Below are 25,491 nucleotides of genomic sequence, written 5' to 3' on the forward strand. Positions count from 1 at the left end.
GCACCCTCAGACCGACAGCAGCGAGCCGCTGCGCCGCGCATCGGTGCCGGCCACCTTGCCCAACGCCATGCCGGCCACCGCGAAGCGGCGGTTCTCGCGGGCGAAGAACAGGCCGGTGGTGCCGGCGCCCAGGGTGCTGACCTGGCCGCTGATCGGGTCAATCACGTCGACGATCGGCTCGCCCTCTTCCACCTCGGCGCCCGGGTCCTTCAGGAAGACCACCATGCCGCCGTGCGGCGCCACCAGCGGGATCGAGCCCGCCAGTGGCGTGGGCTGGCAGCGCAGCGGCGGGATCTCGGCGGCGTGGTCGTCGCGCACGATGCCGCGCGCCACCAGCAGGCGCAGGATGCCGGCGGCATCCTGGGCGGCCAGGTCGTGGCGCACATCGCCCTCGCCGCGCAGCTCGATCGTGGCGGCCAGGCACGAGGGCGGCAGCGGCACGCCAGCGGGCAGGCGCTCGGCGATCTGCGGCCAGACCATCGAGCAGGCCTCATCAAAGGGGTCGCCGCCCGAGCGTTCGGCGAGCAGCGCCACGCGGGCGTCGATGCAGCGCACCAGCAACTCGGCCTGGTCCCAGGTGGCGGGCGTGGTGTAGATGTGCAGCAGGCCTTCGCCATCACTGTGCAGGTCCAGCACCAGCTCGGCGTCGATCGCCAGGCCCAGCAGCAGGCGGCGCAGGTCTTCCAGCGGCGTGGTGGCCTTGAGCTCGGCCGCCGCCTCACGCAGCGCGCTGCGCACCAGGGCCACGTTGGTGGCGGCGTCGGCCCCCAGGCGGTCTTGCACGCGGGCCAGCACAGGCTCGGTGAGATCGGCAAAGTGGCGGTTGAAGTTCTCGCCGCTGGTGAACTCGAAGCGGCCCTGGTAGCCGCGCAGGTGCCACTGGCGCAGGCCCAGCGGGTTGGCGGCGGGCACCAGGATCACCTCGCCCAGCAGCCGGCCTTCGGCCTCGGCGCTGGCCAACAGGCCGCGCAGGTGGTGGGCCACCAGCAGGCCCGGCACCTCGTCGGCGTGCAGCGCACCCTGGATGTAGGCCTTGCGGCCGCCCGGCCTGCCGTAGTGCAGGCTGACCAGTTCGTGGCGGGTGCCGGGGGTGGCGGCAAGCAGGGTGTGGTGCAGGGTTCTCATCGTCAGCGGGCGCCCATCGGGGTGAGCCAGCGCCGCTCGGCGGCGCGGAAGATCGTCACCAGCACCGCCGTGATCGCCAGGTAGAACACGGCGGCGGTGAGGAAGGCCTCGAAAGGCAGGTAGTGGACCGAGTTGACCTCGCGTGCGGCGCCAGTGAGGTCGGCGATGGTGACCACGCTGGCCAGCGAGGTGCCGTGCAGCATCAGCACCACCTCGTTGCCATAGGCCGGAAGCGCACGCCGGAAGGCCTGCGGCAGCACGATGCGACGCAGCGTCAGCCAGCGGCCCATGCCCAGCGCGCGGGCGGCCTCGACCTCGCCGGCGGGCACCGCCTTCATCGCGCCGTGCAGGATCTCGGTGGTGTAGGCGCAGGTGTTGATCGCAAACGCTGCGATGGCGCAGAACCAGGCCGAGGACAGCAGCGGCCAGGCCGCCGTCTGGCGCACCCATTCGAACTGCGCCAGGCCGTAGTACAGCAGGAACAGCTGCACCAGCATCGGCGTGCCGCGGATCACATAGGTGTAGAGCCACACCGGCTTGCTCAGCCAGGGGTTGGACAGGCTGCGCAGCATGGCCAGCGGCAGCGCCGCCGCCAGGCCCAGCACCAGGGCCAGCAGCAGCAACTGCACCGTGACCACTGCGCCGTTGACGTACAGCGGCAGGCTGGCGGCGATGACGTCCCAGTCCAGCATCACAGGCTCACCCGTCGCACGCCGATCGCCAGCCGCCGCGACAGCCAGGCAAAACCCAGCTCCGACACGCTGGTGAACAGCAGGTACAGCCCGGCCACGGCCAGGTAAAAGACGAAGGGCTCGCGGGTGGCACCGGCTGCCTGGCCGGCACGGGCCATCATGTCGTGCAGGCCGATCACCGAGACGATCGAGGTGCTCTTGATCATCACCAGCCAGTTGTTCGACAGGCCCGGCAGCGCGTGGCGCAGCATTTGCGGCCCCACCACCCGGCGCAGCACCTGGCCGCGCGTCATGCCGAAGGCCAGCGCCGCCTCGCGCTGACCCGGCGGCACCGCCAGGAAGGCGCCGCGCAGCACCTCGGCCAGGTAGGCGCCGAAGACGAAACCGATGGTCAGCACGCCGGCCACGAAGGGGTCGATGTCCACGTACTCCCAGCCCAGGCGTTCACCCAGCGCATTGACCGCCATCTGGCCGCCATAAAACACCAGCAACATCAGCACCAGATCGGGCACGCCACGGATCAGCGTGGTGTAGGCCAGGGCCAGGGCATTGAGCAGGCGCGAGCGCGCCAGGCTGGCCAGCGCCCCGGCCAGGCCCAGCACGAAGGCAATGCCCAGGCTGCCCAGGGCCACTGCCAGCGAGAGCAGCGCGCCCTGCAGCAGGCTGGCGCCGTAGCCGTACAGCATCAGCGCTTACTTGCCGTAGATGTCGAAGTCGAAATACTTGTCCTGGATCTTCTTGTACGTGCCATTGGCGCGCACCGCGGCGATGGCCACGTTGAACTTCTCGAGCAGTGCGGTGTCGGCCTTGCGCATCGCGATGCCCGATCCGGAGCCAAAGATCTCGGGGTCATCCACCGGGTTGCCCAGCACCGCGAAGCCCTTGCCGGCAGGCTTCTTCAGGAAGCCCTCGGCGCCGGCCACCTGGTCGCACAGCGTGGCATCGAGCCGGCCGGCGGCCAGGTCCAGGAAGATGTCGTCTTGCTTGGCATAGCGCACGATCTCGCTGCCGGTGTAGTACTTGGTGGCGTAGCGGTCGTGGCTGGTGGTGCGCTGCACGCCGATCTTCTTGCCCTTCATCGCGCTGGGCGAGATGTCGCGCGGCGCGCCCTTGCCGATGAAGGCCGGCGGCGTGTTGTAGTACTTGACGCTGAAATTGACCTGCTTCTGGCGCTCAGGGGTGATCGCCATGGAGGCGATGATGGCGTCGAACTTGCGGGCCTGCAGCGACGGGATCATGCCGTCCCACTCCTGCTGCACCAGCACGCACTCGGCCTTCATCTCGGCGCACAGGGCCAGGGCCATGTCGATGTCGAAGCCCTTGAGCTTGCCGTCGGTGCCCACTTCGGAGAAGGGCGGGTAGGCGCCTTCGACGCCGATGCGCACCTTCTTCCAGTCGGGGGACTGGGCGTGGGCGCCGAGGGTGGCGAGGGCGGTGCAGGCCAGCGCGGCCAGCGCGGCGATCAGGGGGCGGCGGATCATCAGGGGGTCTCCGTTCAACGCGAGGTCCAGGGGGTGAACATCGGGCGGGCGATGCGCACGGGGGCAATGTCCAGGTAGAGGCTGGAGACGGTGTACTCGTCCGCGCCCAGCTCGTCAGAGTACCAGCCGACGCTGTCCTTGCCCTTGTACAGGCGGAACGAGAAGCCCAGATCGGCCACGGCCTCGCTGGGCGCAGCCTTGGGATCAAAGGCCAGGCCGCGCGACTCGTTCTGCTTGCTGTCGATCAGTTCGGCCATCGCGTTGTAGATGGTGGAGTCGCCGAGCATGTCGGTGTAGTAGGCCTCGCGCAGGAACTCGGGCTTGAACTCGGGCGTGCCCGCCTGAAGGCGCGTGCCACGCAGCTTGCGCGCCGAGGGCATGATCTTGTGCAGCCCCAGATCGTAGCGGTCGCCTCGGTCCAGGTAGGTCAGGCGCGCGCCCTGCACGTTGAAGGCACCGATCTTGGCGTCGGTGCGGGCCTCGCGCAGGTCCACCAGCAGCGCGCCCTTGGCGCCGATCACCTCGACCATGTCGCCCTGCACCACCGTGGCGGAGTTTTCGTCGATGCCCAGGCCCAGCTTGTAGCCGCGCGCCATCATCAGCGGCAGCATGCGGCCAAAGCGTCCGCGCTTGAGGAAGTGCTGGTCGACGAACAGGTTGGGGCCGACAAAGCCCAGGCCGCGGTCGACCTCCTTGCCGTCGCGCAGCTGGCCCTTCATGACGTTGAGCACGCTCAGCGCGTCGCGGAACATCACGGTGCTCATCACCGCCGCGCCGGCCGAGGTGCCGGCGATCACACCGCCGCGCTGGTACACGCCCCAGATCGCCTGCAGCATCGGCGTGGGCCGGCCGCCCGGGCTGAAGGTGTCGATGATGCGCTCCTGCGCGCCACCGCTGAAGAAGATGCCCTGGGCGTTGTTGACCAGCTCCAGCAGCGACGGATCACGCACCGCGCGCTCCAGATCGACCCACTTGAGCTGCGGCGCCACCGGCACGATCTCGGCCGTGGCACCGCGCAGCTCGAGCAGGTCGGCCAGGCGGCGTGCGGTCTTGTCCGGCGTTTGCGAGGCGGTGCCGAAGATCACCCAGCGCGAGCCCTTGCCGCCGGACAGCTCCACCAGGCGGCGCCAGACGTCCTCGTTGTCGCCCTTGAGGGCGCCGCCGATGACCACGGCATAGCCCTTGATGGGGCCGTCGGTGACAGCGCCCGGCGCCGGCACACCGGCGGTCAGCGGCGCGGAGGCGGCCGGCGCGGCTGGCGCCAGCTGGGCCAGCGCCCAGGCCGGCATCAGGGCCAGCAGCAACGCGGCCAGGTGGCTGCGAAGACGAAATGGATTCATGTGATGGAGGCTCATGTCCCTGCAATGGCAGCGGCCCGCCTGGGGTCGGCCGGCCCGATGCGCGATCTTGGCACCGCGGCACGCCGCCCGCCCTGCTGGGCGACCCGGGGCAGCGCAATCACAACAGAAGATGTCGCTTCGACGCAAACCGCCGGCCGGAATGCGCCGCACTCTTGCCTTGAAGCGACCGCAAGTTGCGCCAGCGCGACCACAATGTGTCGCTTCAGTGAACGCCTTGCCGGCGCTTTCTAGACTGCCGGCAGCCCTCCTCACCGCCCCCCGGAGCCCCCATGACCTCTGCCGCACGCCGCCGCTCTGCTGTCCGAGCCTTTCCGTTCGCCCTGTCAGCCGGCGCCGTGGCGCTGAGCCTGGCCCTGCCCGCCCTGGCCCAGACCGCCGCGCCACAGCGCGTGGAGATCACCGGCTCGGCGATCAAGCGCCTCGATGGCGAGACCGCGCTGCCGGTGCAGGTGATCACGCGGGAGGAGATCGACAAGACGGGTGTGACCACCGCCGCCGAGCTGATCGCACGCGTGAGCGCCACCGCCGCCAACCTCACCGATGGCGGCAGCGTGGCCTACGGGGGCTTTCGCGACCAGATGGGCTTCAATGGTGCCAACCTGCGCGGCCTGGGTGTCTCGTCGACGCTGGTGCTGCTCAACGGCCGGCGCATGGCCAATTTCGCATCGCCGGGTGACGCCGCCGGGGTCGACCTCAACAGCATCCCGGCCGCGGCGATCGAGCGCGTTGAAGTGCTGCTCGATGGCGCGTCCTCACTGTACGGCTCGGACGCGATCGGCGGCGTGATCAATTTCATCACTCGCAAGGATTTCAACGGCCTGGAAGTGCGGGCCCAGGTGGGCAACACCACCGAGGGCGGCGGCGGCAACAAGCGCAGTGTGACGCTGGCCGGCGGTCTGGGTGACCTGGGCCGTGACGGCTACAACCTGATGGCGGTGGCCGATCTGCAAAAGACCAGCCAGCTGAACGCGCTGAACCGCCGCTTCATCTCCGACCTGAAGATCCCCGAGCGGCTGCCGGACCTGCTGTCCAGCGCCACCTTTCCGGGCAACATCCGCCTGTCGGGCTACCAGCTCGAGACGCTGGCGGGCGAAGGCTTCTCGACCAACGGCAAGACGGTGATCGACTCGCGCACGATCAACCTGTCGGCGGCCTCCGGGTGCAACCCGCCGGCCAACCTGTACCTGCCAGACGGCATCGGCGGCGTCGATGGCTGCACCTTCGACTACATGCGCGACATCGAGCTCTACCCCGAGTCGACCAAGTCCAGCCTGTTCGCCCGCGGCGTCCTCGATCTGAGCGGCGGACACCTTGGCTTCGCCGAAGTGTCGGTGGCCCGCGCCCGTACGCTCTACACCGGCACGCCTAACCGCATCGACGCGGACATCGACGTGAGCCGGATCTCGGCCTTCAAGGACAGCGCGCTGAACGCGCTGGACGCCGATGACGAAGAGCGGCTGATCACGGTGCGCACGCGCCTGGTCGATGCCGGCCTGCGCACCAGCGAGCTGGTGTCCACCACCCAGCGGGTGGTGGCCGGCACCAACGGCGCGCTGGCCGGCTGGGACTACGAGTGGGCGGTGAACCACAGCACCAGCACCGTCTCGGACCGGGACTACCAAGGCTATCTGAACGAGCAGATGATCCTCGACGGCTTCGCCGACGGCACGCTCAATCCGTTCGGCGCACAGTCGGCGGCGGGCCTGGCGATGTTCGAGGCGGCCCAGATCCGCGGCGAGGTGCGCCGCGCCACTGGCGCCATGACCAGCCTGGACCTCAAGGTCTCGCGTCCCCTGATGAGCCTGGCTGGCGGTGACCTGGCGGTGGCGATGGGTGGCGAGTTCCGCCGCGAGCGCCAGAACTACCACCAGTCGCAGGCGCTGGCTGACGACCTGATCCTGGGCGAAACCTCGCAAGGCCCGGGTGCCGACTTCGGCCAGGCGCGCAAGGTGGCGGCGGTGTTCGGCGAGGTCTCGGCCCCGCTGACCAAGCAGTTGGAGCTGACTGGTGCCATGCGCTACGAGAAATACCAGGTGTCGGGTGGCGCGCTGAGCCCGAAGCTGGGCCTGAAGTTTGTGCCGACCAGCGAACTGCTGCTGCGCGCCTCGGTGGGCAAAGGCTTCCGCGCACCCAGCATGTCCGACCTCTACCGTCCGGTGACCCAGGGCTCGGCCGCCACGCTGGTCGATCCGCTGTGCCTGCAGCTCGACCCCGAGGCCACGCCCACCGACTGCTCCGACATCTGGACCACCTACAACTACAGCAACCCCAACCTCAAGCCCGAGAAGTCGCGTCAGTTCGCGCTGGGTGGCGTCTTCGAGCCCAGCCGGGGCGTCAGTGTCAGCCTGGACTACTGGAACGTCCAGAAGAGCGACCTGATCAGCACGTTGGGCGTGGACGTGATCCTGGGCAACCTCACCAAGTACGGCTCGCTGGTGCACCGCGACGAGGACCAGTGGATCGACCACATCGACCTGGTCAAGCAAAATCGCGGCAAGCAGAAGATCTCGGGCATCGATCTGGGCGTGTCGATCAGCAAGATCCGCAGCGCGATCGGCGAGCTGGGCGTGTCGCTCAACGGCACGCTGACCTTGCAGTCCAAGCAGCAGACCGGTGATGGCGACCCCTACGTCAGCAACCTGGGCCGCTTCATCAATGACGGCGTGGTCCAGCGCTGGCGCCACACGCTGGCCTTCGACTGGGCGCAGGGCGTCTTCTCGGCCACGCTGTCGAACAACTACCTGTCGGGCTACCAGGACCAGGTCATCGTCGGCAAGGCGGATCGGCGCGTCTCGGCGTACTCGCTGTGGAACCTCTCCGGCGCCTGGGCCTTCAACGACGCCCTGACCCTGCGCGCCGGCGTGCGCAATCTGCTCGACACCGCACCGCCGTTCTCGCAGCAGGCCTACTTCTTCATCTCGGGCTACGACCCGAGCTATACCGATCCGCGCGGTCGCTTCGTCTACCTGAGCGCGCAGTACAAGTTCAAGTGATCCCTCCCGGGATCAGCACCGGTTCACGCACATCCGTGTGAAACGCCGCGCAAGCGGCACCCAGGGCCTCGCGGCGATCCCGCGGGGCCCTTTCTCTTGGGGGATGCTCAGGCGGTGGCGTCGGCGCTGCTGAGCGCCTCCAGCAGGCGCTTGCGAGCACGCTGACCGGCGGGCGTCTCCAGCCAGGCCGGCTCGCGCGGGACGGCGGTGTCCAGGCGCAGCTCGTCGAGCACGCGGCCCGGGCGGCCGCCCAGCACCAGCACGCGGTTGGCGTGCAGCAGGGCCTCATCCACATCGCGCGTGGCCAGCACGCAGGCCGGCGCGGCGGTGGTGCGCGCGGCCTCGGCCAGCACGCGGCGCAGTCCGGGGCGCGCGGCGGGCGAGACCTGGCTCAGCCAGTCGTCCAGCAGCAGCAGCGCCGGCTGCACCACCCAGGCGCGGGCCAGGGCCACGCCCATGCGCTGCGACTCGTCCAGCGCCTTGGGCAGCACATCGGCCAGGGCCTCCAGACCCACCGCGGCCAGCGCCTCGCGGGCGCGCTGTTCGCGCGTCTCGGCCGGTGCGGCCGAGCCCTGCAGGCGCAGCGGCAGCTCGACGTTCACCGCCGCACTCGCCCAGGGCATCAGTGCCGGCGACGAGAACACGAATGCCGCATCGGCCTGCGTGCCGCGCAGCGGTTCGCCCTGGCGCAGCACCGCGCCCGCCAGCGGACGATCGATGCCGGCCAGCAGGCGCAGCAGCGAGCTCTTGCCGCTGCCGGCCAGCCCCAGCAGGGCCACGCGCTCGCCGCGCGCCAGGCGCAGGTCCAGTCCATCCAAGGCCAGCACGCCGGAATCGTGGCGGCGGCTGACGTCCTTCAGTTCGATCAAGGGTGCATTCATCGGGGCGTGACTGTAACGCGCCGTGCGATCATCGGCGGCTGCCGGCGACGGCCGTTTTTTGTGTTAAGCCGATGCTGATTGGAACGCTGTTTGCGCTGGCCGCTGGCCTGATGTGGGGCCTGGTGTTCGTGGGGCCGCTGCTGTTGGCCGACTACCCCGCGGTGATGCTGTCCTTCGGCCGCTACCTGGCCTTCGGCCTGATCGCGCTGCCGCTGGCCTGGTGGGACCGCGCGGCGCTGCGCACGCTCACCCGCGCCGACTGGCTCGAGGCGCTGAAGCTGGCGCTGGTGGGCAACATCATCTACTACCTGTGCCTGTCCTCGGCCATCCAGCGCGCCGGCGCGCCGCTGCCCACGATGATCATCGGCACGCTGCCGGTGGTGATCGCGCTGGTGTCGAACCGCCGCAATGCGGCGCGCGACGGCACCCTGCCCTGGCGCCGCCTGGCGCCCTCGCTGGGCCTGATCGCGCTGGGCATCGGCCTGGTCAACCAGGCCGAGTGGCAGGCGCTGCGCGCCGACCCGCAGGCCGACCTGGGCCGCTATGCGCTGGGCGCCGCGCTGGCGCTGGCGGCGGTGGTGTGCTGGACCTGGTACCCGATCCGTAACGCCGACTGGCTGCGCGCCCACGCCGAGCGCAGCCCGCGCACCTGGGCCACCGCGCAGGGCATCGCCACGCTGCCGCTGGCGCTGCTGGGCTTTGCGCTCACCTGGCTGGTGTTTGCGCTGACCGATGCACCGTGGGTGATGCCGCTGGGCCCGCGGCCCGGCGCCTACGTGGGCCTGATGCTGGCCATCGGCCTGCTGGCCTCCTGGCTGGGCACGCTGTGCTGGAACGAGGCCAGCCAGCGCCTGCCCACCAACATCGCCGGCCAGCTGATCGTCTTTGAAACGCTGTCGGCGCTGGCCTATGCCTTCGTGCTGCGCGGCGAGTGGCCCGGCCTGCCCACGGCGGCCGGCATCGCGCTGCTGATTGCCGGCGTGTGGTGGGCGCTGCGGGTCGATCCAGAGCCCGCCGCGGCGGATGCCCATCCGAACTGAGCATGCCGATCGACTCGCGCCTGGTGGCCCCGGCCGCCGACCTGGCCGACGTGGTGCGCGCCTTCTATTGGCATGACCTGCGCGGTGCCGATGCGCTGAGCCCGGCACAGCGCAGCACGCGCGTGCCTCCGGGGCCTTACAACGGCCTGGTGTGGCTGATCGATGGCCGGGCGCAGCTGGTCGAGTGCGGCGGCCAGGCGGTGGAGCGGGAACTGCCCGCCGTCTTTCTGACCGGCGCGCACCGCCACGACTACCGTTCGCTGGCCATCAGCCCCTACTGCTCGTTCGGCCTGGCCTTGCAGCCCGGCGTGCTGGCCCTGCTCAGCGGCCTGGAGCTGGGCGCCTGGCGCGACCGCATCGATGACGCGCGGCGGGCCCTGCCCGCCGATTGGCAGGCGCTGCTGGACGGCGTGGCACACGCGCACGACCATGCCGCACGCATCGCGCTGTGCGAGGCCTTTCTGCGGCCACGCTGGCAGGCGCTGGCGCCCCGGCAGGCCGGCTGGGTGCATCTGCTGCGCCACGCCTGGCGCCGCAGCAGCCTGCCCGCGGCACTGGCGCTGCAGCGCTGGAGCCAGCGCCACCTGCAGCGCCGCAGCAGCGATGCGGTGGGACTGCGCCCGGGCGAGGTGGAGCGCTACCTGCGCACCGAGCGGGCGATGCTGGCCGTGCGTGACGGCCACGCGGTGGCAGCCGAGGCAGCGGCCGAGCACGGCTTTGCCGACCAGGCGCACTTCTCGCGCGAGGTGAAGGCCACTTTCGCCCACAGCCCGGCGGCGCTGCAACGGCGCCTGGCCAGCGACGACGGCGACGAGGACTGGCTGCTCAGGCTGTAGCGCGCCACGCCGCAGCACCCAGCGCCAGCGCCAGGCCCAGCGCCACCAGGGCGCCCCAGCGGTGCTGCCAGGCATCGGCATGCGCATGGGCCTCGCTGTTGCCAAGGCGCGCCGCCTGCCAGCGCCGCCACACCCAGACACTGCAGACGCCATTGGCCATCACCGCGCCGCCACCCGCCACCGCCATCAGCACCAGCGCCGGATCCGTCCACGACCCGGCCCAGGCGGCCACACCGGCGACCGTGGTCAGCGCCACCAGCGGCAACTCCACCCAGCAGTCGATGCGCCAGTGCAGCTCGGCGCGCCGAGCGTGGTCACCGGGGCGATCGAGTCCCTTCTCCAGCACCAGCTCGGTCAGCACACATCCCAGCCAGGCCGACGCCGACACCGCATGCAGCCACCCCCATCCGCTCATCGCCAGGCCTCCGTCCTTGGGTACGCGACGGCAGTGTGGCGGACGGCTCCTCGGGCTGTCTTGAAGAAAAGCGACCTGGACACAAGGGCCGAGCGCTGGTCGATCGAGGCGCACAGCACAGCCACCGCCCAGGCTGTAGCGGGTGAGAGACCCTCAGCTTGCCGCGCGCAGCGCGTCGTCCAGCACCTCGATCCAGTGGCGCACCGGCCGCGCGCTGCCCGACTGCAGATGCTGGATGCAGCCGATGTTGGCCGAGACGATGGCCTCGCCCTCCACCGCATCCAGCGCCTTGAGCTTGCGGTCGCGCAACTGCAGCGACAGCTCGGGCTGCAGCACCGAGTAGGTGCCAGCCGAGCCGCAGCACAGGTGGCTGTCACAGGGCGGCGTCAGCACAAAGCCCAGCGCCAACAGGTGCTGCTCCACGCCGCCGCGCAGCTTCAGCCCGTGCTGCAGCGTGCAGGGCGGGTGCCAGGCCAGCGGCACCGGCTCGGCGGTGTCGGCCTCCAGGCGCGTGCGGCGCATCGTCAGCGCTTGCTGCAGCGCAGGCACGATGTCAGGCAGCAGCTCGCTGATGTCGCGCGCCAGGCTGCTGATGCGCGCGGCCTTCTCGGCGTAGTCCGCATCGCCCTGCAGCGCATGGCCGTAGTCCTTGACCGCCACGCCGCAGCCGCTGGCGTTGACGACGATGGCCTCAACCTGGCCGGCGGCGGTCAGGCCTTCGACCAGCGGCCACCAGGCGTCGATGTTGCGGCGCATGTCGGCCAGCGCGCCGGCATGGTCGTTCAGGTGCTCGCGGATCGCGCCGCAGCAGCCGGCATCGTCGGCCACCAGGGTCTGGATGCCGGCCGCGTCCAGCACGCGGGCGGTGGCCGAGTTGATGTTGGGCATCATCGCCGGCTGCACGCAGCCCAGCAGCATCAGCACCTTGCGCGCATGGGGCCGATTGGGCCAGTGGTGGGCCTGCGGCGGCGGCGGCTCGGGCAGCTTGCGCTGCAGCGAGGCGGGCAGCACCGGGCGCACCGCCATGCCCAGTTTCAGCGCCGGTCCGAAGGCGGCCGAGGTCAGGCCCTCCCTCAGCAGCCAGCGCACCGTGCGCTCGCCGCGCGGGCGCTCGACCTTGTCCTCGACCAGGCGCCGGCCAATGTCGACCAGGCGGCCGTACTGCACGCCGCTGGGGCAGGTGCTCTCGCAGTTGCGGCAAGTCAGGCAGCGGTCCAGGTGCTGCTGGGTGGCGCGCGTGACCGCGCCGCCCTCGAGCAACTGCTTCATCAGGTAGATGCGGCCGCGCGGGCCGTCGAGCTCATCGCCCAGCAGCTGGTAGGTCGGGCAGGTGGCAGTGCAGAAGCCGCAGTGCACGCACTGGCGCAGGATGGCCTCGGCGGCCTCGCCGTCGGGGGTGCCGGCGTATTCGGGAGCGAGGTGGGTTTGCATGCGTGTGAAGACAGGTTCAGAACAGCCGCAGCGCCAGCGGCATCAACAACGAGGCCAGCAGCACCTGCACGCCCAGCGCCAGGCCGGCATAGGCGCCGGCATCGGGATGGACCTGCAACGCGCGCGCGGCGCCAATGCCATGCGAGGCGGTGCCCAGCGCGAAGCCGCGCACCGCCGGGTCGGACACGCGCAGCGCGTCAAAGAGGGGTTTGGCGCTGAGCGCGCCGGTCAGGCCCGCCAACAGCGCGCCCACCGCGGCCAGCGCGGGGATGCCGCCCAGGCGCTCGGCAATGCCCATGGCCACCGGCGCGGTCACCGACTTGGGCGCCAGCGAGGCCAGTACCTCGGCCGGCAGGCCCAGGGCCCAGCCGATGGCCACCGCACTGAGGGCGGCCGCCGCGCCACCGGCCAGCGCCGCCAGCAGCACCGGCCGCCATCGGGCGCGCAGCTGCGCCCGGCGCTGCCACAGCGGCCAGGCCAGCGCCACCACCGCCGGGCCCAGCAGGAAGTGGATGAACTGCGCGCCCGAGAAGTAGGTGGGGTAGGCGGTGCCGGTGGCCATCAGCAGCAGCGACAGCGCCAGCACGGTCCACAGCACCGGGTTGGCCAGCGGCGGATGGCCCAGGCGCGCACTGGCCATCTGCGCCAGCACATAGGCGCTGACGGTGGCGGTCAGGCCGAACAGCGGTGTCGCCGACAGGTAGACCCAGAGCTCGACAAAGGACGTCACCTCAGTCCCCCTTGAGCAGCCTGCGCATGACCAGCGCGGTGATGGCCAGGCCGATCCAGGTGGACACGACGATGGCCACCAGCATCCGGCCGCCGAACTCGCTGAGCAGCGCCCCGTGGGTGATCACGCCCACGCCCACCGGCACGAACAGCAGCGACAAGTGACCCAGCAGGCCATCGGCCGCCATGGCCACGGGCGCGCGCAGCGCCGACCAGCGCAGCAAGCCCAGCAGCAGGCCGGCACCCAGCACCGGCGCCGGCAGCGGCGCGCCGCTCAGGCGCACCAGCACCTCGCCGGCCGACTGGCACAGCAGCAAGAGGGCCAAGCCTTGCAGCAGCGTCATCGGTCCAGCCTGTAGTCCACGGCCCAGTAGTAGCCGAAGTCGTGCCAGCGCACCGCCTCGGCACGCGGGCCCAGGCGAGCGAGCACCTCGGCCTGCGACGGGAAGTTCTTCAGCACCTCATGCTGGCTGCCATCGAGCAAGCTGCGACGCTGGTAGCCGTTGCCATGCTCGTCAAATCGGGTCACGGGAGTGGAGTCCCCTTCGACATAGGCGTTGTCCAGCATCACCACGCGGGCGCCGACAGGCAGTGCGGCATGCACGCTGGCCAGCCAGGTGTCCAGGCGCTGCAGCGGCACATGGCTCCACCAGCAGCCGGCAAAGCAGGCATCGAAGCGCTCGTCGGGCAAGCCTTGCAGCGTGTAGGCGTCGACCTGGGCGAAGCGCACGCTGGCCGGCAGCGTCTTGGCCTGCGCCACGGCCAGCGTCTCGGGGTTCAGGTCGGTGGCCCACCAGGCCGCGGCGCGCGCTGCCGCGTGCGGCACCCACCAGCCGGTGCCACTGGCGATCTCCAGCACGCAGCGGTCGGCGAAGACCTCGGTCAGCCAGGCCTCGATGCGGCGCAGCGCCTGCTGACGGTGAGGCTTGTGATAGACCAGCTCGTACTCGCGCGCCCGTTGCGCGTAGTACTCGCGCATCGATTCAGGCGTGGCGAAGCTGGCGCCGTTCATCAGAGCTCCGGCAACAGGCGCTGGCGGTTGAAGATGCCGGCCGGATCGAAGGCGCGCTTGATCGCGCGGTGGATGCGCAGGCTGGCCTCGGTCAGCGGCTGGGCGGCGCCGGGGTGGTCGTGGGCGCTGCGGTAGACGCTGGCGTGGCCGCGGGCATCAGCGGCCAAGGCCATCAGGCGCGCAGGCGCCTCGCGCGAGACCACCCAGCGCAGCGCGCCACCCCACTCGATCAGTTGATGCTCGCCCTGGGGCAGCTCCAGCTTGGGCGCGGTGGGCGCCACCGACAGGCGCCACAGCGTGGCGCCGTCGGCCACCGCCTGCTGGGCCAACTGGAAGAACTCGTCGCGCTGGTCGCGCAGGCCGTCCCAGAAGCCCTGGGCCAGCTCGGTCGGGATCTCCTCGCCGCCCAGGCGCTGGTGGGCGGCGGCCACCGCCGCCTGGGCGCCACGCAGGCGCACGACCAGCGTGCCGTCCCACCAGGCGCTGGCGTTGAGTGGCAGCGGCTGACCGGCCCAGTCGTTGAGGCGGCGCAGCGCGCTGGCCTGGTCCAGGTCGAAGCGCAGCGTCAGCGTGGCAGGCGCCAGCGGCAGCACCTTCAGCGAGACCTCGCAGATCACGCCCAGCACGCCCATCGAGCCGGCCAGCAGGCGCGAGACGTCATAGCCGGCGACGTTCTTCATCACCTGGCCACCAAAACTCATCAGCTCGGCCTGGCCATTGAGCAGCGAGGCACCCAGCACATAGTCGCGCACGCCCCCCACCGCCGCGCGTGCCGGCCCGGCCAGGCCGGCCGCCACCATGCCGCCCAGCGTGCCGCCAGACTCGCCGAAGCGCGGCGGCTCAAAGGGCAGGCACTGGCCCTGTTCGGCGAGTGCCGCTTCCAGCTCAGCCAGCGGCGTGCCCGCGCGCGCGGTGATGACCAGCTCGGTGGGCTCGTAGGACGAGATGCCGCGCAGCGCCTGCACGTCCAGCGGCTCGCCGACCAGCGGGCCGCCATAGAAGTCCTTGCTGCCACTGCCGCGGATGCACAGCGGCTGCTCGCGCGCGGCGGCCTCGCGCACGCGCTCGATCAGGGCCTGCAGGTGGGGGTCGTGGAGTTCGCTCATTGGCGGTGCTGCGGCACCGCCGGGGCGCCGCTCAGGGTTGGACGGTGGCGATCGGCCAGGTGCTGCCCTTGAAGCGCAGTCCGACGTACTGGAACGTGAAGGGGTTCCAGTAGCCGGCCTGGCCGCCGGACGGTGCCGTGGCACTGGCGAAGTCGGCCGGCACCGCCCCTTGGCCGCGCGCCGGAGGCCGCGGCGCGATGCCCACGCCGAAGTAGCCGCCCGGCCGCGCCACGCTGAGGGTGGTGCCGTCGCTCGACAGGCCGGCCGTGGCGGGCAGCACGCTGCTGTTGGCGGGCGTGTAGCGGACCTCGGTGGTTTCGGTGGCGCTGATCTTCCAGTCGGTGATCTGCGCCGCGCCGATCGCGCCGGTGCTGCCATCGGTGGTGATGCTGCCGCTCAGCACCGTGCCGCTGGGGAAGTCCACCGGCACCAGCTTGAACACTGAGCTGCCCGGCGCCGCCTTGGCGACCACGCGCTTGCTGCCATTGGGGGCCGACAGCCACTGCCACTCGAAGACCGGACCGGCCAGGTAGAAGGCCACGCCACCGTTGGCATACGAGCCGGTGAAGTTGGCCACCTGCACGCCGTACTCCGGCCCCGGCCCGAAGCTGCCAAAGGCCAGCAGGCCGCCGTCGTTGACCCCGTCGGGCGAGGTGCGCACGCTCATCGTGCGGCCGTTGGCCGAGACGCTCACGCCGCTGGCCCAGACGCCCGGATGGCTGGGATCGAAGACCCAGCGCTGCGTCTGGCGCAGGCGCACATCCCAGTCGACCACATTGCCCGCCGACAGCGGGCCCAGCGTGCCATCGGTGGTGACGGTGCCCAGCAAGGTGGTGCCGCCGGGCAGCTGGACCGGCGCCAATGTGAAGACGGTGGCCGAGGCCGCCCCTGCGGCCAGCCAGAACGCGGTGCCCCACAGGGCGCTCAGAGCGCGGTGCATGATCGACCCCTCCATCGACGTGGTGGAGAGGATCATGGCGCCGGGCGCTGAATGAGGCCTTAAGCCGCTGCTTGAGCACGGTCAAAAGCGCTCCAGCTCGGGGAAGGGCAGCAGGCCCTTCTTCACATGCATCTTGCCGTACTCGGCACAGCGGTGCAGCGTGGGGATCACCTTGCCAGGGTTGAGCAGGCCGTGCGGGTCGAAGGCGTGCTTGAGCGCCATCATCTGCGCGCGCTCCTCGGGGCTGAACTGCACGCACATGCTGCTGAGCTTCTCCACGCCCACGCCGTGCTCGCCGGTGACCGTGCCGCCCATGGCCACGCTGGTCTCCAGGATGTCGGCGCCGAAGAGCTCGCAGCGGTGCATCTGGTCGGGGTCGTTGGCATCAAACAGGATCAGCGGGTGCAGGTTGCCGTCGCCGGCGTGGAAGACATTGCAGCAGCGCAGCTGGTACTTCTTCTCCATCTCGGCAATCGCGATCAGGATGTCGGCCAGGCGCTTGCGCGGGATGGTGCTGTCCATGCACATGTAGTCGGGGCTGATGCGCCCCGAGGCCGGGAAGGCGTTCTTGCGGCCGCTCCAGAACTTCAGACGCTGCGCCTCGTTCTGGCTGACCTCGATGCGGGTGGCGCCGGCCGATTGCAGCACGGCGGTCATGCGGCCGATCTCTTCTTCCACCTCCTCGGGCGTGCCGTCGGACTCGCACAGCAGGATGGCTTCGGCGCTGAGGTCGTAGCCGGCGTGGACGAAGTCTTCCACCGCCGCGGTCATCGGCTTGTCCATCATCTCCAGACCGGCCGGGATGATGCCGGCGGCGATCACCGCGGCCACCGCGTCGCCGGCCTGGCGCACGTCATCGAAGCTGGCCATCACGCAGCGCGCCAGTTGCGGCTTGGGCGTGAGCTTGACGGTGACTTCGGTGATCACCGCCAGCATGCCCTCGCTGCCGACCACCGCGGCCATCAGGTCCAGGCCCGGCACATCGAGCGCGTCGCCACCGAACTCGATCGGGTCGCCCTCGGCGGTGAAGCCGCGCAGCTTCAGCACGTTGTGCACCGTCAGGCCGTATTTCAGGCAGTGCACGCCGCCGGAGTTCTCGGCGATGTTGCCGCCGATCGTGCAGGCGATCTGGCTGGACGGGTCGGGCGCGTAGTACAGGCCGTGCGGCGCGGCGGCCTCGCTGATCGCCAGGTTGCGCACGCCGCACTGGACCACCGCGGTGCGACTGAACGGGTCCATCTTGACGATGCGGTTGAACTTGGCCAGGCCCAGCGTCACGCCCATCGCGTGCGGCATGGCGCCGCCGGACAGCCCGGTGCCGGCGCCGCGCGCCACCACCGGCACGCCCAGGCGGTGGCAGGTGCGCAGCACGGCGGCCACCTGCTCCTCGGTCTCGGGCAGCACCACCAGCAGCGGGCGCTGGCGGTAGGCGGTCAGGCCGTCGCACTCGTAGGGCGTGGTGTCCTCGGGCTGGTAGAGCAGCGCGTGGGCCGGCAGCAGCGGCCGCAGGGCGGCCACCACTTCCGATTGCCGCGCGGAGCGGTCGGCCGGCTCGACGGCCGAAAGGTCTTGGATCGCGTTCATCGGTCACCCATGCCCACCGGGGGCCAGCGCACAACTGTACGACGCGCCGACACCGGCATGGCCGGCATCGGGGTCACAACTCAGCTGACTTCAGTGGATGACGGTCAGCGTGAAGGGCCAGACATAGGCCTGCAGCGTCACGTACAGGCCCACCAGGCAGGCCAGCGCGATCGAGTGGAAGAAGACGTAGCGCAGGATGTCGCCCTCGTGGTGGAACCAGCGCGTGGCGGTGGAAGCCACGACGATCGACTGCGCATCGATCATCTTGCCCATCACGCCGCCCGAGGAGTTGGCCGCGCCCATCAGGTTGGCCGACAGGCCCAGCTGCTCGGCCGCCACTTTCTGCATGCCGCCGAACAGCACGTTCGACGCCGTGTCGGAGCCGGTCATGGCCACCCCGATCCAGCCCATCAGCGTGCCGAAGAACGGGTAGAGCGCACCGGTGCCGGCAAAGGCCAGGCCCAGCGTGGTGTCGGTGCCCGAGAAGCGGGTCAGCGTGCCCAGCGCCAGCATCAGCACGATGGTCAGCAGCGAGGTGCGCACCATCCACAGCGTGCGCAGGTAGGTGCTGACGATGGCCAGCGGCTTGTAGCCCATCACCAGCGCGCCGATGACGGCCGACAGCAGGATGCCGGTACCGGTGGCCGACAGGCCGTTGAGCACATAGACCGCCGCTTCCTTGTGCGGCGAGGGCACGACCGGCGGCACCTTCTCGATCAGGTTGTTCAGGCCCTCGATCGGGAACTTGGGCGCCCAGATGCCGTTGAAGAAGGTCTTCACCGCCGGCAGGCCCCAGACGAAGACGAACACCGTCAGGATCAGCCAGGGCAGCCAGGCGCGGAACAGGTCGGCACGGCTGTGCGTGACCATGGTCACCGGGCGCGGCGGGGTGCCGCCATCGGCCTCATGGCCCTTGAGCGTGGGCGAGGTCCAGATCTTCTTCGGTTGCCAGAACTTCAGGAAGCTGACCAGCGCGATCATCGAGACGATCGCCGCGATGATGTCCACCAGCTCCGGCCCGATGTAGTTGCTGACCAGGAACTGCGGAATGGCAAAGGACAGGCCGGTCACCAGGATCGCGGGCCAGATCTCCATCATCGCCTTGCGACCGGCAAAGGCCCAGATCAGCCAGAACGGCACCAGCAGCGAGAAGAAGGGCAGCTGGCGGCCGATCATGGCCGTCACCTCCATCAGGTCGTAGCCATGCACCTTGGCCAGCGTGATCACCGGCGTGCCCAGCGCCCCGAAGGCCACCGGCGCGGTGTTCGCGATCAGCGACAGGCCCGAGGCCGCCAGCGGCGAGAAGCCCAGGCCGATCAGGATGCCCGCGGTCACCGCCACCGGCGTGCCGAAGCCCGCCGCGCCCTCGAAGAAGGCGCCGAAGCAAAACGCAATCAGCAGCAGCTGCAGCCGGCGGTCCTCGGTGATGCCCGAGAGCGAGTCCTGCAGGATCTTGAAGCTGCCGTTGCCCTCGGCCAGCTGCTGCAGGAAGATGATGTTCAGCACGATCCAGCCGATCGGCAGCAGCCCGGTCAGGCCGCCATAGAAGGCCGCGTTGCCGGCCAGGCCGGCCGGCATGCCATAGCCGAACACCGCCACCGCGAAGGCCGCCAGCAGGCCCAGGCCCGCGGCGATGTGCGCCTTGATGTGCAGGAAGCCCAGCGCCACCAGCATCACCACCACCGGCACCGCGGCCAGCAGGGTGGAGATGAACATGTTGCCGAAGGGATCGTAGACCTGTTGCCAGACCATGGTGGGTGTCTCCGCTCGAAGTGTTGAAAAGCCTGACGGCCGTTGGGGGCGACCGTGAACCGAGCGGCAATGTAGGCAGCGCCCTGGGTGCGCAGATGAAACTTCCCGCGGCGCGGCGTGAGCCTTTTTCAATGCACGGGTTAACCCGCATCAAAGGCCACCCTGGCGCGCGGGTCGGCCGCGGCTGACCAGAATCGACGGCACATTCCCCGGAGAACGCGATGGCCGACACCCTGATGCCCGATGACGAGGTCCAGCGCCGCCTGGCGGCCGAGCTGCCGCACTGGCAGCTGGAGGACGGCTGGATCCGCCGCCAGTTCAAGACCAGCGGCTGGAAGTCGACGATGCTGGCGGTCAGCACCATCGGCCACCTCGCCGAGGCCGCCTGGCACCACCCGGACCTGGTGGTGTCCTACGCGTTCGTGCGGGTGAAGCTGCGCACCCACTCGGCCGACGGCATCACCGCCAAGGACCTGGCGCTGGCCGCCAGGATCGAGCAGGTGCTGATGTGGCGACCGCAGGATGAGCCGGGCTCAGCGCTGGAGGGCACGCCCGACGAGGCGCGCTTTCGGCACATGAAGCACGAGCCCGCCCAGCCTGTCAGCGCGGCGCCTGGATCGGCTTGAGCGCGCCGCAGTCGGCGCTGACGAAGCGACCCTGCTGGGTCATCTGGATGGTCTCGGGCTGGCCCTTGACCACCGTCTTGACCGTCATCTGGGTGCTGTAGGACGTGGGGCTGTTGATGGTGTAGTCGCCCTCGCCCGAGCTGGGCGGGTTGCCGCTGCACTGGAAGCTGTAGTGCATCCGGTTGCCACTGCGCTGGCTGACCTGGTGGGTGCAGCGGCCGTCGGCGCGCGGCACCTCGCCGCCCTCGGTCTGCGCCTGGCTGAGGCACAGGCGCACGCTGGCCGGGGCGCTGCCCAGACCGACGCCCCGCTGGGCCATCATCTGCTCGACCATCTTGCGCTGCTCCGGCGGCATCGCGGCCATCTGCGCCTGAGCCTGCGCCATCTGCGCTTCCATCTGGCCGCTGCCGGTCTTCATCTGCTGAGTCTGCTCCCACAGCCCAGGCTGCAGCCGGGTCTGCGCGGCGGCCGCGGCCGGCAGGCACAGCAACACGAACGGCCAGGCACGGGCCCGGCGCTGAAGAACTTGGTGTGTCATGGCATCCCTCCAGCGCGCAGCATGCGCGCGGGGCCGCGCGCGGGCAAGACCCGCGCCGAGGGGGATCGCCCCTCGAATCAGGGGGTGGCCAACGCGGTGCGCAGCCAGTCGGCAAAGGCCGCGCACTCCCAGCGCTCCATGGTGCCGGGCTTCCAGCACAGGTGGTGGTGCAGCGGCGAGGGCACGCTGCGCGGCGACAGGCGCACCAGGCGGCCGCTGTCCAGCCAGCTCAGGCCCAGGCGCAGGCGCATCAGCGCCACGCCGAAGCCGGCGGCGGCCGCGTCCAGCACCAGGCCCACATCGTTGAACTGGGCGCCGCCGCTGGGCTCGGGCAGCGCGATGCCGTGGGCCTGGAACCAGGTGCTCCAGGGCTCCAGCGGCGTGCGGATCAGGCGCGCCCGGCGCACATCGTCAAGGCTGGCGAATTCGCCGAAAGGGCCGGCCTCGTGCAGGTACTCGGGGCTGCAGACCGGCGTGACCTCGTCGCTGAGCAGGCGCACCTGCTCCAGGCCCGGGTAGGGACCGACGCCGTAGCGCACCTCCAGATCGGCCTCCTCGGCCTTGGTGTCGGCCAGCGGAATGGCCACCTGCAGCACCAGCTCGATCTCGGGGTAGGCATGGCGGAAGTGCGACAGCCGCGGCAGCAGCAACTGGCGCGAAAAGGTGGGCGTCACCGCCAGCCGCAAGCGCGCCGTGGCACCGCTGGGCACCGCCCGGCCCGGCAGCTGGGCCAGCGACTGCAGACCCTGGCGCACCGGCCCCAGGTAGGCCTGGCCTTCGGGGGTGAGGCCGAAGTCGCGCAGGAAGAGCTTGCAGCCCAGTTGCGTCTCAAGCTGGCGGATGCGGTGGCTGACGGCGCTGGGCGTGACGCTCAGCTCGTCAGCGGCCTGCGTCACGCTGCGCAGCCGGGCCAGTGCCTCGAAGGCCTGCAGGCACTGGATCGGCGGAATGCGCTCGGCCGCCATGTCATTCAGCGGTGAAGACCGTCAACACGCCGGTGTAGCCGTACAGGTGGCGGTGGGCGATCTCGCCAGCGGCGAAGAAACCCACCAGCGGCACCTCGCCCAGCGCGTGGCGCAGGATGCGCAGCTCCTCGCTGTCGCCACCGAAATGCGGGCCGCCGCGGCCGGTGCAACTGACGTAGTGGGCGCCCAGGATGCGCCGCGGCGGTGCGCTGCCGTCGCCATCGACCTCGTCGCGGATCTCGGCGCAGATGCGCACCAGGTCGCGCCGCGCGGCCACCGGGTCGCGGGTGCAGAAGGCCAGCGACATGCCGGGCTCGACCAGGTCGGCCACGGCCACCGCCTCGCGCAGCGGGTCGATGCCGATCAGGTGGCGCACCCGGGTGTCGCCGCCGAACTGGCCGCCGGGGCCGCGCGCGGCGTCGCCCTCGTCGGTGAGACCGACCAGGGTGTGGCGCAGCGCGGCCATGGCCTGGCGCGGCTCGTCCAGCGTGACGCCCAGGTCCTGCAACAGCTGCGGCAGCGCCGGCTCGCCGTCCAGCGAGGCCACCAGGTTGCGCTCGGCGCCGGTGACGCGCCGCGTCGGGCCCACCGGCTGGCAGCCCTGGGTCACGCGCGAGACCAGGCCCACCGTCGGCGCAAAGGCCACGCCCGAGAGCCCACCGTGCATCGGCGCGCCACCCGCCCAGTGGCTGCGGTGCAGGCGCGCGCTGGGCAGGCCGCCGAACAGGTAGCCGGCGCGGGTGCGCTCGGCCAGTTCGTTCAGCAGCGCGCCCAGCTCGGGCAGCTCGGGGTCGGCGTGGACCAGCGCGCTGCCGGCCCAGTCCTCGGCCAGCGGGTGGCGGCCATCAAAGCAGCGGAACTGCGCCGCCGGCAGGTCGATCTGCCACAGCACCAGCGCCGGCTCGTCCAGGTACTCGACGCCATCGGCCGCCAGCCCCCAGGCGGCAGCGCCCACCCAGGCCACGCCGGGCCAGCGCCGGCGCGCCTCGTCCAGGCATTCGGCGGCGCGCTCGGCAAAGCCCTCGCTCAGATAGAGCAGGCCCAGCGTGGGCCGCCAGCCGGGGCGCTGCGCCGCCTGGGCGTCGATCTGCGCGGCAGCCAGCGCCAGCGCCATGCCGGCGTCGGGATGCGTGGCATGCGCCGCGAGGCAGGCGGTGGCGCTCATCGCCGGCTGGCAGCTCCCTTGCGGGCCGGCGCCTTGGGCGCGGCGGCACTGGCACGGGCGCCGGCGGCCACGGCACCCGCGGCGGTCTTGGCCACGGTGGCGGGCACCGACACCGCCTTCTTGAGCGTCTCGCCCGCAGCATCGAAGCTTTGCTTGACCATCGCGCTGGCCAGGTTCTTGGCGGCGTCGGTGGCGCTGTCCTTCATGGCATTGGTGGCCAGCTCGGTGAACTGCTTGGTCAGCGCGCCCCACCACTGCATCGGGTCCACTGCGCCGGGCGCCGCCGGAGCCGCCGCCGCGGCCTTCTTGCGTGGCGCGGCCTTGGGCTTGGGGGCCGCGGGCGCGGCGGCGGCCACCGGCTCGGCCACTTCGGGCATCTTCAGCGTCATCGCCTCACGCAGGTCGCCCATCGAGACGTTCATGGTCTTCAGCGTGGACAGGGTCATGCGCTGCACCTCGAGGGCCTGGATCGTGGCGCCCAGCATGCGGGCGTTCTGCTCCAGCCAGAACTGCACGGTGCGCAGCTCCTCGATGCGCCTCTCCAGCTCCTCGGGGTTCAGCGTGGGCGCCACCCACTGGCCGATGCCCGGCAGCGCCGAGCCGGCGTTCTTGACCAGCCCCTGCAGGAATTCGAAGCCCGGAACCATCTTGGCGAAATCGGTGGCACTGCTCATGCCTTGTCTCCTCGTGCGGCCTGTGATGGTCGATTGTGCGCTCAGCTGGCTTGCACCGGGCCTACGGCGCGCCCGGCCCCAGCCAGGTCAGGCGAAAGCCGGCGCGCTGCAGGCGCTGCGGCAGGCCGTCCTCGCCCACCAGGTGCAGCGCGCCCACCGCCACCAGCGGGCGGGAGCCGGCCGCGTGCAGGCGCTCGATGTGGGCGGCCATGCGGGCGTTGCGCTGCAGCACCACGCGGTCGAACTCGGCGCGCTGCTGCGCGGTGTCCAGGCAGCGGCACCAGCGCGGGTAGGCGCTCAGCGTGGCCAGGTCGCCGGCGGCCCAGGCCTCGGCCAGGCGGTTCACCACGGCCATCGAGGCTGGGTTCTCCAGCTCGTCCAGCGCCTGGCGCAGCGTGTCGAGCTCGTCGCTGCCCACCAGGGCCTGGACCTGCTGGTCCACCGTCTCGATCGACTCCACCGGCCGGCGCGCCTGGTGAAAGCGCTGCGACAGCATCGGCTCCTGGCCCCAGGCCGGGTCCAGGCCCGCGCCGCGGGCCGACAGCGCCAGCAGGGTGACGGCCTGCATCGACGGGGTCAGGCCGTCGAGCAGCGTGCCCACGCAGGCCCGCTCCAGCTGGCGGCGCAGGCGCGCGGCCAGGGCCTTGGGCGGCGCCGCCGGCGCGGGGCCGGAGGCGGGTGTTGGCGCGCGCAGGGCGGACTGGGTGTCGTCGGCCAGCGGGTCGATCTCAAGCACCAGCCGGTCGGCCTGTTCCAGCGCCTGCGACAGCGCCGGCCCGGGCACGCTCCAGGGCCCGCGACCCACATGCAAGGTGCCGAAGAGCCAGCCGCTGCGGCCGTCCTTCTCGTAGCGCCACAGCAGGCCACGGTCGCGCGCCTGGGCCTGCCACCGCGCCAGCGTGGCCGCATCGGGCGCCTGGGCCACGGGCGGGCAGGCCGGCGCCTTGCCCAGCACGGGCAGCACGGGCGCCAGCAGGGCCAGAACGCCGGCCAGCAGGGCGCTTCGCCAGCGCGTCATGGCCGCTGGCCGACCGCGTTGTCCAGGCGCCCGAAGGCGTCTTCGCCCAGCGGATCGGCCGCCTGCAGCGACAGGCCGTCGCCGGGTGCCAGGCCCTCGGCCTGGGTCAGCCCGCCCAGGTCGGCCGGCGGGGCGGCCAGCATCAGCAGGCTGCCGGCGCGCAGCGGCCGGCGGCGCACCGCTTCGGCCAGGCGCTCGCCCAGGCCCTGCGGCAGCGCGTCGCCCAGGTCCAGACGCCCCAGCGACTGGCCATTGCGCCGCCACTGCAAGGGCGCCGACAGGCGACCGCCGCGCCAGGCCTCGCCCAGCTCGTCCGGCGTCAGGGCGACCGGGCCGATGCCGGCGCTCAGCGACTCGCCGTCCTGCTGCCATTCCAGGCCCAGTGCCAGCAGGCGCAGGCCCTCCAGGGCCTGGCCGGCGTCGGCGCCGGTGTCAATGTCGCCGGTGATCGCCACCAGGCCGGGCACGGCACAGAGCGCGGCCGTGGCACCGAACCAGACGTCGCGTGCGCCCATCAGCGCGTCGCTGGCGACACGGCGCAGCGGGCCGTCCAGCGGCGCCAGCAGGCGCGCCGGGGCCCGCGGCAGCGGCGCCATGCACATCGCCGGATCGAACGCGAAGGCGTGCCGCGCCTTGCCCTGGTTGAGCGTGGTCGACAGGTCTTCCAGCTGCGGCGACAGGAAGTTCCAGTCGTCGAGCAACTGCTGCAGGCGGGTGGCGATGTGGGTGGCGTAGTGCGCCTGCGTCAGGTCACGCGAGACGACGACCAACTGGCCATCGCGCGAGCCGTCCTGGTAGGTGGCAAGTTTCATTCGGGGGCGGTCCCTGCCGGGCGGGGTTTGGTGGCAGTATTGTCCAATGGCCGCCCGCGCCCCCCGACGTTGGCTGCAGTACCCCGCCCCACCCCGTCCGGACCGGTGGGTGCGGCCCATGGCCGGGTGGGCCCTGGGGTGCCTGGTGGGCACGCTCCACCTGACGCTGATCGACGCCGCGCTGCGCGCACCAGCGCCTGGCAGCGCGGCCGCGCCGCCCTCACCGGCCGGCCTGCGGGTGCGGCTGCAGGCCGCCTTGCCGCCCGCCGCTGCCGCACCGCCGCTGGTCGTGCCGACCACCGCGCCGCCGCGGCC

At 71.2% G+C, this 25,491-nt stretch carries 25 protein-coding genes and 1 pseudogene; 5 read left to right on the forward strand and 21 right to left on the reverse strand.

Going from position 1 to position 25,491, the window contains the following annotated elements; translation table 11 throughout:
- Positions 1-6 precede the first annotated feature (6 nt).
- Genes KAK06_RS20120 through KAK06_RS20140 form a run of 5 tightly spaced genes read right to left on the reverse strand, consistent with a single transcriptional unit; the run spans position 7 to position 4,638 of the window.
- Complete coding sequence (locus tag KAK06_RS20120; RefSeq protein ID WP_210803959.1) at positions 7-1,125, reverse strand: succinylglutamate desuccinylase/aspartoacylase family protein; 1,119 nt, start codon at positions 1,123-1,125, stop codon at positions 7-9.
- Positions 1,126-1,127: 2 nt separating this feature from the next.
- Positions 1,128-1,817: an ABC transporter permease gene (locus tag KAK06_RS20125; protein ID WP_310741129.1), complete on the reverse strand. Its 690-nt coding sequence runs from the start codon at positions 1,815-1,817 to the stop codon at positions 1,128-1,130.
- Entirely contained in the window at positions 1,817-2,503 is a 687-nt protein-coding gene (locus tag KAK06_RS20130; protein WP_210803960.1) for an ABC transporter permease, read from the reverse strand. The genes KAK06_RS20125 and KAK06_RS20130 overlap by 1 nt, the downstream gene beginning before the upstream one ends.
- Before the next feature lie 6 nt (positions 2,504-2,509).
- Positions 2,510-3,298, reverse strand: a complete 789-nt coding sequence (aotJ, locus tag KAK06_RS20135) for an L-arginine-binding protein AotJ (protein ID WP_210803961.1) — start codon at positions 3,296-3,298, stop codon at positions 2,510-2,512.
- Between the two features lie 14 nt (positions 3,299-3,312).
- Positions 3,313-4,638: a cyanophycinase gene (locus tag KAK06_RS20140; RefSeq protein ID WP_210803962.1), complete on the reverse strand. Its 1,326-nt coding sequence runs from the start codon at positions 4,636-4,638 to the stop codon at positions 3,313-3,315.
- A 290-nt stretch (positions 4,639-4,928) separates the two neighbouring features.
- Between KAK06_RS20140 and KAK06_RS20145 the strand changes: the two genes are divergently transcribed.
- Complete coding sequence (locus KAK06_RS20145; RefSeq protein ID WP_210803963.1) at positions 4,929-7,652, forward strand: TonB-dependent receptor; 2,724 nt, start codon at positions 4,929-4,931, stop codon at positions 7,650-7,652.
- Positions 7,653-7,759: 107 nt separating this feature from the next.
- Here KAK06_RS20145 and KAK06_RS20150 read toward each other — a convergent pair whose 3' ends face one another.
- The gene (locus tag KAK06_RS20150; RefSeq protein WP_210803964.1) at positions 7,760-8,533 is read right to left on the reverse strand and encodes an ABC transporter ATP-binding protein; all 774 of its coding nucleotides are present in this window, start codon (positions 8,531-8,533) and stop codon (positions 7,760-7,762) included.
- A gap of 71 nt (positions 8,534-8,604) precedes the next feature.
- Between KAK06_RS20150 and KAK06_RS20155 the strand changes: the two genes are divergently transcribed.
- Positions 8,605-9,573, forward strand: a complete 969-nt coding sequence (locus KAK06_RS20155; protein ID WP_210803965.1) for a DMT family transporter — start codon at positions 8,605-8,607, stop codon at positions 9,571-9,573.
- A gap of 2 nt (positions 9,574-9,575) precedes the next feature.
- Entirely contained in the window at positions 9,576-10,409 is an 834-nt protein-coding gene (locus KAK06_RS20160; protein ID WP_210803966.1) for a helix-turn-helix domain-containing protein, read from the forward strand.
- On the opposite strand, the gene KAK06_RS20165 is transcribed toward KAK06_RS20160, so the two are convergent.
- The 9 genes from KAK06_RS20165 to KAK06_RS20205 form a co-directional block, all read right to left on the reverse strand.
- Complete coding sequence (locus KAK06_RS20165; protein WP_210803967.1) at positions 10,399-10,824, reverse strand: hypothetical protein; 426 nt, start codon at positions 10,822-10,824, stop codon at positions 10,399-10,401. The genes KAK06_RS20160 and KAK06_RS20165 overlap by 11 nt on opposite strands.
- Before the next feature lie 153 nt (positions 10,825-10,977).
- A complete protein-coding gene (gene glcF / locus KAK06_RS20170) occupies positions 10,978-12,255 on the reverse strand; it encodes a glycolate oxidase subunit GlcF (RefSeq protein ID WP_210803968.1) in 1,278 nt (425 codons plus the stop codon).
- Positions 12,256-12,271: 16 nt separating this feature from the next.
- Entirely contained in the window at positions 12,272-12,985 is a 714-nt protein-coding gene (locus KAK06_RS20175; protein WP_210803969.1) for an LrgB family protein, read from the reverse strand.
- Between the two features lies 1 nt (position 12,986).
- Entirely contained in the window at positions 12,987-13,328 is a 342-nt protein-coding gene (locus KAK06_RS20180) for a CidA/LrgA family protein (protein WP_210803970.1), read from the reverse strand.
- Positions 13,325-13,996: a class I SAM-dependent methyltransferase gene (locus tag KAK06_RS20185; protein WP_247653007.1), complete on the reverse strand. Its 672-nt coding sequence runs from the start codon at positions 13,994-13,996 to the stop codon at positions 13,325-13,327. The genes KAK06_RS20180 and KAK06_RS20185 overlap by 4 nt, the downstream gene beginning before the upstream one ends.
- Positions 13,996-15,102, reverse strand: coding sequence for a glycolate oxidase subunit GlcE (gene glcE, locus KAK06_RS20190; protein ID WP_210803971.1), 1,107 nt, complete (start codon positions 15,100-15,102; stop codon positions 13,996-13,998). The genes KAK06_RS20185 and glcE overlap by 1 nt, the downstream gene beginning before the upstream one ends.
- A gap of 31 nt (positions 15,103-15,133) precedes the next feature.
- Positions 15,134-16,042 carry a hypothetical protein gene (locus tag KAK06_RS20195; protein WP_210803972.1) on the reverse strand — a complete coding sequence of 303 codons (909 nt, stop codon included), beginning with the start codon at positions 16,040-16,042 and terminating at the stop codon, positions 15,134-15,136.
- A gap of 81 nt (positions 16,043-16,123) precedes the next feature.
- Complete coding sequence (locus KAK06_RS20200) at positions 16,124-17,626, reverse strand: FAD-linked oxidase C-terminal domain-containing protein (RefSeq protein ID WP_210803973.1); 1,503 nt, start codon at positions 17,624-17,626, stop codon at positions 16,124-16,126.
- Positions 17,627-17,716: 90 nt separating this feature from the next.
- Positions 17,717-19,378, reverse strand: coding sequence for an L-lactate permease (locus tag KAK06_RS20205; RefSeq protein WP_210803974.1), 1,662 nt, complete (start codon positions 19,376-19,378; stop codon positions 17,717-17,719).
- Between the two features lie 221 nt (positions 19,379-19,599).
- On the opposite strand from KAK06_RS20205, the gene KAK06_RS20210 reads away from it, so the two are divergent.
- The gene (locus KAK06_RS20210; RefSeq protein ID WP_210803975.1) at positions 19,600-20,004 is read left to right on the forward strand and encodes a 4a-hydroxytetrahydrobiopterin dehydratase; all 405 of its coding nucleotides are present in this window, start codon (positions 19,600-19,602) and stop codon (positions 20,002-20,004) included.
- Here KAK06_RS20210 and KAK06_RS20215 read toward each other — a convergent pair.
- The 6 genes from KAK06_RS20215 to KAK06_RS24290 form a co-directional block, all read right to left on the reverse strand.
- A complete protein-coding gene (locus KAK06_RS20215; protein ID WP_210803976.1) occupies positions 19,979-20,542 on the reverse strand; it encodes a DUF3617 domain-containing protein in 564 nt (187 codons plus the stop codon). The two genes, KAK06_RS20210 and KAK06_RS20215, sit on opposite strands and share 26 nt — an antisense overlap.
- Before the next feature lie 77 nt (positions 20,543-20,619).
- A complete protein-coding gene (locus KAK06_RS20220; protein WP_210803977.1) occupies positions 20,620-21,507 on the reverse strand; it encodes a LysR substrate-binding domain-containing protein in 888 nt (295 codons plus the stop codon).
- A 1-nt stretch (position 21,508) separates the two neighbouring features.
- A complete protein-coding gene (locus tag KAK06_RS20225; RefSeq protein ID WP_210803978.1) occupies positions 21,509-22,672 on the reverse strand; it encodes an FIST signal transduction protein in 1,164 nt (387 codons plus the stop codon).
- Positions 22,669-23,346 carry a PhaM family polyhydroxyalkanoate granule multifunctional regulatory protein gene (locus tag KAK06_RS20230; protein ID WP_210803979.1) on the reverse strand — a complete coding sequence of 226 codons (678 nt, stop codon included), beginning with the start codon at positions 23,344-23,346 and terminating at the stop codon, positions 22,669-22,671. The genes KAK06_RS20225 and KAK06_RS20230 overlap by 4 nt, the downstream gene beginning before the upstream one ends.
- A 61-nt stretch (positions 23,347-23,407) precedes the next feature.
- Positions 23,408-24,364, reverse strand: coding sequence for a TraB/GumN family protein (locus KAK06_RS20235; protein WP_210803980.1), 957 nt, complete (start codon positions 24,362-24,364; stop codon positions 23,408-23,410).
- Positions 24,361-25,176, reverse strand: a complete 816-nt coding sequence (locus KAK06_RS24290) for a fumarylacetoacetate hydrolase (RefSeq protein WP_247653008.1) — start codon at positions 25,174-25,176, stop codon at positions 24,361-24,363. The genes KAK06_RS20235 and KAK06_RS24290 overlap by 4 nt, the downstream gene beginning before the upstream one ends.
- 118 nt (positions 25,177-25,294) lie before the next feature.
- Here KAK06_RS24290 and KAK06_RS20245 point away from each other — a divergent pair.
- Positions 25,295-25,491 (forward strand): annotated as a pseudogene (locus KAK06_RS20245) (hypothetical protein); the annotation flags it as partial.

Source organism: Ideonella aquatica (assembly GCF_018069755.1).
In the GTDB taxonomy this organism is placed as follows: domain Bacteria; phylum Pseudomonadota; class Gammaproteobacteria; order Burkholderiales; family Burkholderiaceae_C; genus Ideonella; species Ideonella aquatica.